Annotated in this window: 9 protein-coding genes; 5 read left to right on the top strand and 4 right to left on the bottom strand. The window is 72.2% G+C overall.

Annotation, left to right across the window (positions count from 1 at the left end; all coding sequences use genetic code 11):
• Positions 1-39 precede the first annotated feature (39 nt).
• Complete coding sequence (locus ACH4ZA_RS17620; RefSeq protein ID WP_398430198.1) at positions 40-648, top strand: hypothetical protein; 609 nt, start codon at positions 40-42, stop codon at positions 646-648.
• 142 nt (positions 649-790) lie between these two features.
• Here the strand turns inward: ACH4ZA_RS17620 and ACH4ZA_RS17615 are convergent, their stop codons facing one another.
• Positions 791-1,204, bottom strand: coding sequence for an organic hydroperoxide resistance protein (locus ACH4ZA_RS17615; protein WP_319280207.1), 414 nt, complete (start codon positions 1,202-1,204; stop codon positions 791-793).
• A 115-nt stretch (positions 1,205-1,319) separates the two neighbouring features.
• Between ACH4ZA_RS17615 and ACH4ZA_RS17610 the strand changes: the two genes are divergently transcribed.
• Positions 1,320-1,820 carry a MarR family winged helix-turn-helix transcriptional regulator gene (locus ACH4ZA_RS17610; RefSeq protein WP_398430196.1) on the top strand — a complete coding sequence of 167 codons (501 nt, stop codon included), beginning with the start codon at positions 1,320-1,322 and terminating at the stop codon, positions 1,818-1,820.
• On the opposite strand, the gene ACH4ZA_RS17605 is transcribed toward ACH4ZA_RS17610, so the two are convergent.
• Complete coding sequence (locus ACH4ZA_RS17605) at positions 1,765-3,480, bottom strand: hypothetical protein (RefSeq protein ID WP_398430463.1); 1,716 nt, start codon at positions 3,478-3,480, stop codon at positions 1,765-1,767. The two genes, ACH4ZA_RS17610 and ACH4ZA_RS17605, sit on opposite strands and share 56 nt — an antisense overlap.
• Before the next feature lie 73 nt (positions 3,481-3,553).
• On the opposite strand from ACH4ZA_RS17605, the gene ACH4ZA_RS17600 reads away from it, so the two are divergent.
• Positions 3,554-4,819: a glycosyltransferase 87 family protein gene (locus ACH4ZA_RS17600; protein ID WP_398430195.1), complete on the top strand. Its 1,266-nt coding sequence runs from the start codon at positions 3,554-3,556 to the stop codon at positions 4,817-4,819.
• A gap of 180 nt (positions 4,820-4,999) precedes the next feature.
• On the opposite strand, the gene ACH4ZA_RS17595 is transcribed toward ACH4ZA_RS17600, so the two are convergent.
• A complete protein-coding gene (locus tag ACH4ZA_RS17595) occupies positions 5,000-5,635 on the bottom strand; it encodes a TetR/AcrR family transcriptional regulator (protein WP_398430194.1) in 636 nt (211 codons plus the stop codon).
• Between the two features lie 184 nt (positions 5,636-5,819).
• Here ACH4ZA_RS17595 and ACH4ZA_RS17590 point away from each other — a divergent pair, with 184 nt between their 5' ends.
• Together ACH4ZA_RS17590 and ACH4ZA_RS17585 are read left to right on the top strand one after the other, a co-directional pair.
• Complete coding sequence (locus ACH4ZA_RS17590) at positions 5,820-6,737, top strand: ABC transporter permease (RefSeq protein WP_319280217.1); 918 nt, start codon at positions 5,820-5,822, stop codon at positions 6,735-6,737.
• Entirely contained in the window at positions 6,730-7,593 is an 864-nt protein-coding gene (locus tag ACH4ZA_RS17585; RefSeq protein WP_398430192.1) for an ABC transporter ATP-binding protein, read from the top strand. Before ACH4ZA_RS17590 ends, ACH4ZA_RS17585 begins: the two co-directional genes overlap by 8 nt.
• Positions 7,594-7,684: 91 nt before the next feature.
• Here the strand turns inward: ACH4ZA_RS17585 and ACH4ZA_RS17580 are convergent, their stop codons facing one another.
• Positions 7,685-12,631 carry an NAD-glutamate dehydrogenase gene (locus tag ACH4ZA_RS17580; protein ID WP_398430191.1) on the bottom strand — a complete coding sequence of 1,649 codons (4,947 nt, stop codon included), beginning with the start codon at positions 12,629-12,631 and terminating at the stop codon, positions 7,685-7,687.
• Positions 12,632-12,811 lie beyond the last annotated feature (180 nt).

Genomic DNA, 12,811 nt, shown 5'->3' with positions numbered 1-12,811 from the left:
CGCCGAGAACAACGCACCGTGAGAGGGAAGGCGCGTGGCATGCGCCCCACTGTCCGCACCCCCTGGCCCCTGACGCCCTACCGGTTCGCCGGCGTCCTGCTCTGGACGGCGATGTCCCTCGCGTACTGGCACGATCCGCTGAGCCGTACGGCGGCGGCGGGTCCGTTCCATCTGCTGGTGCTGTTGACCGGCATCGGCCGTTTCGCGCGCGTGCTGACGGGCCGGCCCTGGGCGGCGGCGCTGGGCCTGGTCGCCATGGCCCTGGTGTGGCGCGGTCACCTCGGCTGGACGGCGGCCGCCGGCGACCTCGGTGACCCCTCGACGCTCGCCGTGGGGCTCGCCTTCTGGGTCTGGGCGTCCACGGCCGCGCGCGCGGGGGCGGTGCGCTGCCGGGTCCGCTATCTCGGCCCGAGCGGCCTCAGGAGTTGCTGGGGGTACGCGTGGCTGGGCGCGCTGTACGCGCTGATCCTGCTGGCGGATCCGGTCGCGTGCGTCGCGGCGGCCGTCGGCGCGGTGGCGATCGTCGCCGGCTGGGAACGCGAGCGGCGGGCCGCCGTGTGGGGCCGGTGGGCGCTCACCGCGGCGGTTCCGCTGGCGGTCGCGTGCTGCGGGCCGTACGTCGGGGCAGCGCCCGGGGGTCGCTGGTAGCGCGGCCGCACGCGCGCCGGACACACCCGCCGAGCACGGCCGCCGCACGCGCCCGCCGCACGCGAGCGGCCCCCTGAAGGAGCGGGAGCGCTCCGCCCGGGGGCCACGGGACGTCCGGGGGCTGCTCGGCGGCCCCTGGCGACTACTCGATGACGAGCTCGACCGGGACGTTGCCGCGGGTGGCGTTGGAGTAGGGGCAGACCTGGTGGGCCTGCTCGACGAGCTTGCGGCCGGTCGCCTCGTCCACCGTCTCGGGCAGCTCGACGCGCAGGGTCACCTTGAGCGCGAAGCCCTCGCCCTCCTTGCCTATGCCGACCTCGGCGGTCACGGCGGCGTCGCTGACGTCCACCTTCGCCTGACGGCCGACGAGGCCGAGGGCGCTGCCGAAGCAGGCGGCGTAGCCGGCGGCGAACAGCTGCTCCGGGTTGGTGCCCTGTCCGTTGCCGCCCAGCTCCGCGGGCATGGCCAGCGCCAGGTCGATCTTGCCGTCGGAGGAGACGGCGCGGCCCTCGCGGCCGTGGGTGGCGGTGGCGACAGCGGTGTAGAGCGCGTCCATGGAATCCATCCCTCTCGTCGATCCGGCGGCCCGGTCCGGCCGCCTCACGCCGAGAAGTAGAGCACACAATTCAATTGGGCACAACCAAATGGCGCGTAAGCGCTACCCTGGAGACATGACCGCCCCCCTGCCACCCGCCGGCCACGACGACGCCACGGAGAACTGGCTCCGCCTGGACAGCCAGATCTGCTTCTCCCTGCACGCCGCGTCGCGCGCCTTCAACGGCGTCTACCGCGTGATCCTCAAGGACCTCGGGCTCACCTACCCGCAGTACCTGGTGATGCTGGTCCTCTGGGAGCGGGGCACGCTGCCCGTCAAGCGGCTGGGCGAGCACCTGCGCCTGGACTCCGGCACGCTCTCGCCGCTGCTCAAGCGCCTGGAGGCGGCGGGGCTGGTACGCCGTGAGCGCAGCGCCCGCGACGAGCGCTCGGTGGAGGTGCGGCTGACCGAGGAGGGCGCCGCGCTGCGCGACCGGGCCGTGGAGGTGCCGCGCAGGATCGTCACCGCCACCGGCTTCGACCTCACCGAGATCGGCGAACTGCGCAACCGCCTGGACGAGCTCACCGCCGCCCTGGACACGGCGACGGCCCAGGACGCGACGCCGGGAGACCGCTAGGACGTGGCCGGAACCCGACGCCGGACGCCGCCGAGCGCCCGACGCCGCAAGACCGCCGGCCACCGGACCCCACGACGCCCGCCGACGGCGGGGAGCCGGCCGCCGACGCCGCGCCCGGCCCGCGGCGGACGTACAGGCGCAGGATCACGTCGGAGCGCTCACGCTCCCAGCGTGGAGTGAACCGCTCCTCCACGGCCACCAGCTTCACCCGTTCGGTCGGGTCGCCCGGGAACCACCGCGAGCGCAGCGCCCACGGCTCGGCGACCACCCACAGCCGGTCCACCGCGGCGAGCCTGCGCTGCAGTTCGCGCGGGCCGACCTCACGGCCGTACAGCGTGCCGGACCGGGCTCCGGGCGCCTTCAGCGCCAGATCCCGCGCCCCGCGGAACCCTTCCGGATACGCGAGCGCCGCCCGCCGCCCGAGCGCCGGCAGGAACAGCACCGGGTCGCCGGGGCGGACCTCGCCGGCCGCCAGCGCGGAGACGGCCGCGAGGTTGTCGGGGCGGTGCGCGAGGGTGCGGTAGTACCGGTGCAGCGGCAGCAGCTGGACGAAGACGAGCGCGACCGCCAGCACGCCGGCCGCGGTGACGGCACGCGAGCGCGAGGGGCGTCCGGCGAGGGCGGCCAGCCGGCCGACCACCAGATCGGCGCCGGCGGCGACCAGCAGCGGCGCCCCCGCCAGCGCGTACAGCACGTACCGCTCGTGGTAGAGCGGCATGAACCGGGAGAACAGCATCAGGACCGCCGGCGGCGCCAGCATCACCGGCGCCATGACGGCCGCCGTCCGCCCGGACAGCAGCCCCACCGCCATCAGGGTCACGCACCCCCAGAACACCGCGCCCTCCGGGCCGGCGGTGAAACCGCGCAGCAGCCGTTCGGCGCTGCCCCAGTCCGGCACCGGCAGCCACTCCACCTGACGGGACTGCCTCCGCGACTCCAGGGCCAGCGGCAGCAGCACGGCGACCGCCGCGCCGGCCGAGAGCACCCAGCGCCGCCACACCGCCCGCGGCGACCGCAGCAGGGCCAGCGTGAGCGCGTGGGCGCACAGCACGAGCACCGCCAGCTCGTGCAGCAGACACGTCACGGCGACGACGCCTGCGTACGCCCACCACACCCGCGGCGCCCCGCCGCCCGGCGTCGGCCGCGCACGCCCGGACCCGCCGTCCAGCGCCCGCGCCAGCAGCAGCGTCGCCCCGGCCGCGCCCGCCGCGACCAGCGCGTACGAGCGGCCCTCCTGTGCGTAGTGACCGGCGAGCGGGGTCACCGCGTACAGCAGGCCCGCCCACAGGCCGACCCGGGGCCGGGCCAGCCGCACCCCGAGCGCGGCGACCAGGCCCGCGGCGGCGGCCGCCGCGCACACGGACGGCAGCCGCAGGACGACCTCTCCGGGCGCGGCGGCGAGGACGGCGTGCATGACGAGGTAGTACAGGCCGTGCACCGCGTCCACCCCGTGCAGCAGCCGCCAGATCTGCGGCACGGTCCGCCGGGCGACCTGGAAGGTGACGGCCTCGTCGCGCCACATGCCGCCGCGGTCGAGTCCCCACAGACCGACCGCGAGCATGACGGCCGCCGGGACGGCGACTGCCAGGGCCCCGGTTCGGCGCGTCGGCCGCGAGCGTGCGCACACCACGGGCCGATTCTGCGCGGCGGTTGCGTCCATCACGGGGACCGACCATCACATGAGGTGCAAATTAGACCAAAAGCGATATCCATCATGATTACCATCCGGCGTGATGGACACCTCGACGAAGCGTCACCTCCTGGCGATCACCGTCGGCTGGCTCGCCACCCGCGCGCTGACGCTGTGGCTGCTCGCCCACAGCGCCCGGCCCTCCTGGGGAGGCTTCCGGGTCGCACGGGAGGTGTGGGGGCTGTACCACCACTGGTACGGCGTCCTCACGCACGGCGCCTTCCCTGCGCACGACCCGCTGTGGCAGTACCCGCCCGGCGCCGGCCCGGTCCTGCTGTCGCCCGCGCTGCTGCCCGGCCTGACGTACTTCCAGGGGTTCGTCGCCCTCGCCCTGGCCGCCGACGCGGTGACCGCGCTGGCGCTGGCCCGCGCGGGGGCCCGCCCCGGCCGTTCCCCACTCGGGGCCCACCTGTGGACGTGCGGACTGCCGCTGCTGCTGCATGTGCCGCTCGTGCGCTACGACGTGCAGGCGACGGCCCTCGCCGTGCTCTCCCTGCTGACGCTGAAGCGGTCCGCGCGCGCATGCGGGGCGTTCGCGGCGCTGGGAGCGCTGGTGAAGGCGTGGCCGGCGCTGGCGTTGCTGGGCGTCCCCCCGGGGCGGCACACCGGGTCGGCGTGGCGGACGGCCGCGGCGACGGCCGCCGCGACGCTCGCGCTGCTCGCGCTGGCGTTCCGCGACCCGCTCGCGTTCCTGCTGCAGCAGGGCGCACGGGGCGTGCAGATCGAGTCCCTCGGCGGCACGCTGCTCTCCGTCGCCTCGCACGCCGGGTGGCCGGGCACGGTCCGCTACCGGTACGGCGCGATGGAGTTCGTCGGGCCGTACGTCTCCACCCTCGCGCACGCCTGTCTCGCGCTCACCGTCCTCGCGTTCGCCCTGTTGTCGCTGTGGCGGTTCGGGGCCCGCCGCTGGACCGAGGCCACGCCCTTCGACGCCGCGCTGAGCGCCGTCCTGCTGCTCACCGTGACGAGCCGGGTGATCAGTCCGCAGTACCTGGTCTGGCTGCTGGGCCTGGCCGCCGTCTGCCTGACGTCACGGCACACCGTCCAGCGCCCGACGGCCGTACTGCTGCTGGCCGCGGCCGCCGTCACCTCGGCGATCTACCCCCTGCACTACGCGGAGGTCACCGGCTGCACCTGGACGGGCACGGCGCTGCTGCTGACACGCAACGGCCTGCTGACCGCGGCCGCCGCCCTGTCCTTCGCCCGCCTGTGGCGCTCCACCCGGCCGCGCCCCCGCCCCGGCCACCTCCCCGGTTCGGGACTCCCCCGCCGGGTCACCCCCGCCGGACGGACCCCGGCAGCCCTGTGAGCAGGCCCCCGGCCCGGCACGTCCTCCGGCCGGACGGCCCCGACGGACAGCCCCGACGGCCCGGACAGCCCCGACGGCCCGCACGGACGGCCCCTGCGGACGGTGCTGACCCACCGGGCTCCGGGGCCGGAGGCAGGGGGCCGGAGGCAGGGGCCGTGCCGCCCCGGCGTCACAGCGCCGTCACAGCGCCTTGATCGCCTCGGCGGTCGCCCGGGCCAGCGACCCCAGGTACCCCTTGGGCAGCTTCGGGCTGCGGATCACCACCGAACGCCAGTAGAGCGGGCCCGAGATCAGGTCGAGCGCCAGCTCCTCGTTCAGCCCGGCACGGATCTCACCGCGCCCCGCCGCCGCCGCCACGATCTTCAGTGCGACGCCCTCCTGCCCCTCCTTCAGCGCCTTCTGCAGGGCCTCGGCGATGTCGGGGTTGCGGGCCGCCTCGGCCTGCAGGTCGGGAATGATCTGCGAGGCCACCGGGTGGCGCAGCGCCCGGGAGGTCACCTCGTACAGCATGCGCAGGTCGCCCTCGAGGCTGCCCGTCTCCGGGGCCGGCAGGCCCTGCACGGCGATCACCGAGACGATGTCGAGGACCAGGTGCAGTTTGGAACGCCAGCGCCGGTAGACCGCGGTCTTGCCCACACCGGCCCGGCGGGCGATGCCCTCGATGGACATCCGGGCGTACCCGACGGACGCCAACTCCTCGAAGACGGCTGCCCGGATGGCTTCCGTCACATCCTCCCGGAGCACGGCCGCGCCCGCGGGCGCCCGGCGGCGCGGGCGCGCCCCAGGTCCGTCGGCGTTCGTCGCGTTCGTCGTCATGCGACCAGCATAGGGCGTTACGACGAAACGGTTGCGTTCCGACGTCCAATCGGCCTACTCTCACGTTGCGACGATACGGTCCCGTCCCGACGTAAGAAAACGTGAAGAAAAGCGTAAGGAAACGATCGGACGACTGCGGGAGCGCCGCCGCCCGAGCCCCCCTCCCCGAGTGAAAGCAGCGGATGTGAGTCAGGTCCTCCACACACCGCCCCGCACGGAGGCCGCGCCCCACGGCGACCTCGCGGCCCTGGCGGCCCGACACGGCCTCACGGTCAGTGGCGCCCGGCCCACGCTGCCGGAGTACATCCGCCAGCTGTGGGCGCGCCGTCACTTCATCACCGCGTTCGCCACCGCCAAGCTCACCACCACCTACAGCCAGGCCAAGCTGGGCCAGGTCTGGCAGGTGATGACCCCCCTGCTGAACGCGGCGGTCTACTACTTCATCTTCGGTGTGCTGCTGAACACCAAGCGGGGCGTGGCGGACTTCATCCCGTTCCTGGTCACCGGCGTGTTCGTCTGGACGTTCACCCAGACCTCGATCATGACCGGCACCCGCGCCATCTCCGGCAACATCGGCCTGGTGCGCGCCCTGCACTTCCCGCGGGCCGCGCTGCCGATCTCGTTCTGCCTGCAACAACTGCAGCAGCTGCTGTTCTCGATGGCCGCCCTGGTGTTCATCCTGCTCGGCGTCGGCGTCCCGCCGGCCTTCTCCTGGTTCCTGGTCATCCCGGCCCTCGCGCTCCAGTTCGTGTTCAACGCCGGCGTCTCCATGGTCCTGGCCCGGCTGGGCGCCAAGACGCCGGACATCGCGCAGCTCATGCCGTTCGTCCTGCGCACCTGGATGTACATGTCCGGCGTGATGTGGAGCCTCGACAACCTGGTCAAGGCCCACCACGGCATGCCGGCCTGGGCCGCCGACCTGCTGCGGGCCAACCCCGCCGCCGTCTACATCGACCTGATGCGCTTCGCGCTGATCGACACCTTCCACGCGAGCCAGCTGCCGCCGCACGTGTGGCTGGTCGCCACCGGCTGGGCGCTGGTCGCCGGCGTCGGCGGGTTCATCTACTTCTGGAAGGCCGAGGAGACGTACGGACGTGGCTGACATCGCAAACCGCACCGACACCCGCGACCCCGCCGACGAGCGGACCTCCGAGGCCGTCGCCGACGAGCGCACCCCCACGGTCATCGCCGACAGCGTCGACATCGTCTACCGGGTCAACGGCACGGTCGGCGGCAAGGGCAGCGCGACGGCCGCCCTCAACCGCATCGTGCGCCGCAAGCAGGCCGACAAGGCGGCCGGCGTGCGCACCGTGCACGCCGTGAAGAACGTCTCCTTCGTCGCCTACAAGGGCGAGGCCATCGGCCTGATCGGCACCAACGGCTCCGGCAAGTCCACCCTGCTCAAGGCGATCGCCGGCCTGCTCCCGGTGGAGCGCGGCCGGATCTACACGGACGGCCAGCCCTCCCTCCTCGGCGTCAACGCGGCCCTGATGAGCGACCTGACCGGCGAGCGCAACGTCTACCTCGGCGGCCTGGCCATGGGCATGACGCGCGAACAGATCAAGGCGCGCTACCAGGAGATCGTCGACTTCTCCGGCATCAACGAGAAGGGCGACTTCATCTCCCTGCCGATGCGCACGTACTCCTCCGGCATGGGCGCCCGGCTGCGGTTCTCCATCGCCGCCGCCAAGGACCACGACGTCCTGCTCATCGACGAGGCGCTGTCCACCGGCGACGCCAAGTTCCGCGGCCGCTCCGCGGAGCGCATCCGCCAGATGCGCGAGCACGCCGGCACGGTGTTCCTGGTCAGCCACAGCAACAGCTCGATCCTGGAGACCTGCGAACGGGCCCTGTGGCTGGAGCGCGGCGAGCTGCGCATGGACGGGCCCGCGGAGGACGTCATCAAGGCGTACGAGGCCTTCACCGGGGACGGCAAGAAGAAGCCCGCGGCGAAGTAACCGCAGGCCGCTTCGCACGACATGCGGGAAGGGCGCCCCCGATCGACTCGGAGGCGCCCTTCCCGCATGCCTACGGCGTGCCGCTCACCGCCTACGAGTGCGTCCGCAGCAAGGTGCGCATCGTCCGCATGGCCACCGACAGGTTGGCCAGGTCGAACGTCTCCGAACTCTGGATCTCCTCCAGCGTGGTGCGGGCCCGGCCCAGGATCGCCGCGTTCTTCTCCTCCCACGCCGTGAACCGCTGCGCGGGCGTCGACGTCCCGTTGCCGACCGCCAGGACGTCCGCGGTCAGCGCCGCGTGCGCCGCGTACAGGTCCTCGCGGATCGAGGCGCGGGCCATCGACTGCCAGCGATCGGCGCGCGGCAGCTCGATGATCCGGTCCATCAGCCGGCTGATCTGCAGACGGTCGGCGAGGTCGTAGTACACCTCGGCGACGTCCAGCGGGTCCTTGCCCATGCGGTCGGCCACCGACACGATGTCCAGCGCGGGGAACGCCGAGGAGAACCCGGCCACCCGCGTCGCCAGTTCGTCCGGGACACCGGACGCGGTCAGCTCGTCGTGGATGCGCTGCCACCACTCCAGGTCCGCGCCCCGCAGCAGCTTCGTCAGCTGCGACCACACCTGCTCGACGCGCTCGGCGAAGAAGTCGACCGTCTCGGCGAGCTGCAGCGGCTGCGGCCGGTTGTTCAGCAGCCAGCGGGTGCCGCGCTCGACGAGCCGCCGCGAGTGCAGCCGGATCCGGGTCTGCACCTCTGCCTCGACCCGGTTGTCGAGCTCCTCCACCGCGTCCCACACCGACGCCGAGCTGAAGATCGCCCGGGCCACGGTCTGGGCCCGCACGATCTCCTCCAGCGAAGCGCCCGTCTCCTCGCGCAGCCGGTGCAGATACGTCGTACCTCCCGTGTTGACCGTGTCGTTGACGAGGACGGTCGTGGTGATCTCACGGCGCAGCGGGTGACTGTCGACGCCCTCGGGGAACCGCTCGCGCAACGCCGTCGGGAAGTACGCGTGCAACAGCGACCGCAGATACGGGTCGTCGGGCAGCGAGGTGTGCAGCAGCTCGTCCGACACCGTGATCTTGGTGTACGCCAGCAGGACGGCCGTCTCCGGACTGGTCAGACCCTGGCCGGCGCCGAGACGCTCACGGATCTGCCGGTCGGTGGGCAGGAACTCCAGGGCCCGGTCCAGATGCCCCTCCCGCACCAGGTGCCGCATGAAGCGCTGCTGGGCGTGGAGCATGTCCTTGGACTGCGCGAGGGCGTTGGCGATCGCCGTGTTCTGCGCGTAGTTGTTGCGCAGGACGAGCCCGCCGACCTCGTCGGTCATCTCCGCGAGCAGCTTGTTGCGCTGCTTGACGGTCATGTCGCCCTCGCCGACCAGGCCGTTCAGCAGGATCTTGATGTTCACCTCGTGGTCGGAGGTGTCCACGCCGGCGCTGTTGTCGATGGCGTCCGTGTTGATGCGTCCGCCGTGCAGCGCGAACTCGATCCGGCCCAGCTGGGTCAGACCCAGGTTGCCGCCCTCGCCGACGACCTTGACGCGCAGGTCGGCGCCGTCCACCCGGATCGGGTCGTTGGCCTTGTCGCCGACGTCCGCGTTCGACTCCGCGGCGGACTTCACGTACGTGCCGATGCCGCCGTTCCACAGCAGGTCCACCGGCGCCCGCAGGATCGCCTTCATCAGGTCGGCCGGGGTCAGCTTGGTGACGCCCGCGTCGATGCCGAGGGCCTCCCGGATGTGCGAGTTGACCGGGATCGCCTTGGCGGTACGGGGGAAGATCCCGCCGCCCGCGGAGAGCAGTTCGGCGTTGTAGTCGGCCCAGCTGGAACGCGGCAGTTCGAACAGCCGGCGGCGCTCGGCGTACGAGGTCGCCGCCTCCGGCTGCGGGTCGATGAAGATGTGCCGGTGGTCGAAGGCGGCGACCAGCCGGATGTGCTCGCTGAGCAGCATCCCGTTGCCGAACACGTCACCGGACATGTCACCGATGCCGACGACCGTGAAGTCCTCGGTCTGGGTGTCCACGCCCAGCTCCCGGAAGTGCCGCTTCACGGACTCCCAGGCGCCACGGGCCGTGATGCCCATGCCCTTGTGGTCGTAACCGGCCGAGCCTCCGGAGGCGAAGGCGTCCCCGAGCCAGAAGTCGTACGACTCGGCGACCTGGTTGGCGATGTCGGAGAACGTCGCCGTGCCCTTGTCGGCGGCGACCACCAGGTAGGTGTCGTCCTCGTCGTGCCGCACGACGTCGGCCGGCGGCACGACCTCGCCGCCGACCATGTTGTCGGTGATGTCGAGCAGCGCCGAGATGAACGTCTTGTAGCTGGAGATGCCCTCGGCGAGCCACGCGTCACGGTCCACGGCCGGATCGGGCAGCTGCTTGGCGACGAACCCGCCCTTGGCGCCCACCGGCACGATGACGGTGTTCTTCACCATCTGCGCCTTCACCAGCCCGAGCACCTCGGTACGGAAGTCCTCACGCCGGTCGGACCAGCGCAGACCACCGCGCGCGACCTTCCCGAACCGCAGATGCACGCCCTCCACCTGCGGCGAGTACACCCAGATCTCGAACGCGGGCCTCGGCGCCGGCAGATCCGGGATGGCCTGCGGGTCGAACTTCATCGACACGTAGTCGTGCGGCCGGCCGTCGGCGCGCTGCTGGAAGAAGTTGGTGCGCAGGGTCGCCTTGATGACGGTCAGGAACGACCGCAGGATGCGGTCCTCGTCCAGCGAGGCCACCTGGTCGAGCGCCGCGTCGAGCTCCTCGAGCAGGGCGTCGACGATCTCGAGCCCGGCGCGCTGCCGGTCGGGCGACATCCGCGCCTCGAACAGCGACACCAGCAGCCGGGTGGTGTGCACGTTGGTGCGGAGGGTGTCCTCCATGTAGTCCTGGCTGAACGTCGCCCCGGCCTGCCGCAGGTACTTGGCGTACGCGCGCAGCACCACCGCCTGCCGCCAGCTCAGGCCCGCGCCCAGCACCAGCGCGTTGAACCCGTCGTTCTCCGCGTGGCCCGTCCAGGTCGCCGAGAACGCCTCCTGGAACCGCTCACGCCCGTCGTCGCCGAGGAAGTCGCCGCCGGGGCCGGCCAGCGCCTTGGGGATGCGCAGACCGAAGTCGTAGATCCAGGCGTGCGTGCGGTCCGCGCAGCGCAGTTCGTACGGCCGCTCGTCGATCACCTCGACGCCGAGCCGGCTCAGCACCGGCAGCACCGCCGACAGGGAGATCGCGTCACCCTTGCGGTAGATCTTGAAGCGGCGCTCGCCGGGCGCGGCGCCCACCGGCTCGTACAGGCTCAGCGAGAAGTCGCGCTCCTCGGTCAGCCGCTCCAGGTGGACGAGGTCGGCGACCGCGGCGCGCGGGGTGTGGTCGGCCTTGTAGCCCTCGGGGAAGGCGTGACTGTAGCGCCGCAGCAGCTCCGCGGCCTTCTCCTCACCGAGTTCGGCGGTGAGCGCCTCCTGGAAGGCGTCCGCCCAGGAGCGCGCCGCCTCGACCAGCCGTGCCTCGATGCGTTCCTTGTCGGCGTCAGACAGCTCCGGCAGCTCCGTGCCCTGCGGGACGCGGACCACGAAGTGCAGCCGGGACAGGATCGACTCGGTGTTCCAGGCGGTGAAGTCGACGCTCGTCCCGCCCAGCTCCTCCTTGAGGATGTCGATGATCCGCAGCCGCACGCCCGTCGTGTACCGGTCGCGGGGCAGGTAGACCAGCGCCGAGTAGTAGCGCCCGTACTCGTCCTGGCGCAGGTAGAGCCGCAGCCGCCGCCGCTCCTGCAGGTAGAGGACGCTGGTGACGATGGACCGCAGCTCGTCCACCGGCGTCTGGAAGATCTCGTCGCGCGGGTAGGTCTCCATGATCTGGAGCAGGTCGCGTCCGTCGTGGCTGTTGGGCGAGAAGCCGGCGCCCTCCAGCACGGCCGCGACCTTGCGCCGCACGACCGGCACCCGCGACACCGACTCGGTGTAGGCGGCGGAGGAGAACAGCCCGAGGAAGCGCCGCTCGCCGATGACGTTGCCCGCCTCGTCGAACTTCTTCACACCGACGTAGTCGAGGTAGGAGGGGCGGTGCACGGTGGCCCGGCTGTTCGCCTTGGTCAGCACCAGCAGCTTGTGCTCCCGCGCCTTGGCCCGGGCGTCGGCCGGCAGCCGCTCGAAGGACGGGCTGACGGGATGGTCGTCACCGTCGGCGTGATGCGGGTCGGAGCGCAGGATGCCGAGCCCGGTCCCGGGGACGGCGGCCAGCGAGTCGTCCCCCCGCAGCTGGTACTCCCGGTAGCCGAGGAACGTGAAGTGGTCGGCGGCCAGCCAGCGCAGCAGCTCGCGGGCCTCGTCGACCTCGGGCCGCGCCAGATCGCCGGGAACGTCCTCCTCGGGGAGCGCGTCGGCGACGCGCAGCGCCGTCTCCCGCATCTTCTCCCAGTCCTCGACGGCCTCCCGGACGTCCGACAGGACGCGCAGCAGATCGGCGGTGATCTGCTTGAGGTCGGCACGGTCCGTCTCACGGTCGATCTCGACGTGGATCCAGGACTCGACATGCCCGTCGTGCGGGAGCTTCCCGGCGGCCGGCGGGACGCTCAGCACCTCGATGAGCTTGCCGGTCACATCGCGCCGCACCATGACCTGCGGGTGGATGACCAGGTGGATGCCCCGCCCCTGCCGGGTCAGCTCGTTGGTGACGGAGTCGACCAGGAACGGCATGTCGTCGGTGACCACCTCGACGACGGAGTGGCTGCACGTCCAGCCGTTCTCCTCCACGGTGGGCGTGTGCACCCGCACGTTCGCGGTGCCCTGCGGCCGGTTCTCGGCCAGCCGGTAGTGGGAGAGCGCCGCCCCGAAGACGTCGACCGGGTCGCGGTCGCTCAGGTCCTCCTGGGCGGTGTGCAGGTAGTAGCGCTGGAGGAACGCGAGCAGAGCGGCGTGGTCCGGGGTGCCCGGAGTGCCCTCGCCCGTCGTCCCAGTCGGTAGATGCCCCCCGACCGGGCTGTTCTCAGCGACCCGCGCCGCCCTGTCGAGCAGCTCGGCCTTGGCTTCGTCCAGCTTGGTCTGCATTGTCCTCTGACTCCTGTCGCGCGCCGTTGCGTGACGTAGAAGGAAGTACGGGCTCTTCCCCTGCGGCTCGACGCCACGGGCCGGGGTCTCCGGTCTGCTCCGACGCTATGCCGCAAGGTGAGATGAGCGGGGGGTTATCGGCCATTCTCGACATCACTCCGGCGTGTGACGCTGCTCTCC

Origin of the sequence: Streptomyces sp. NPDC020597 (assembly GCF_044335095.1) — a bacterium.
Lineage (GTDB): Bacteria > Actinomycetota > Actinomycetes > Streptomycetales > Streptomycetaceae > Streptomyces.
The sequence above is the reverse complement of the archived record's forward strand: the minus strand, read 5'-3'. Positions and strand labels throughout refer to the sequence as shown.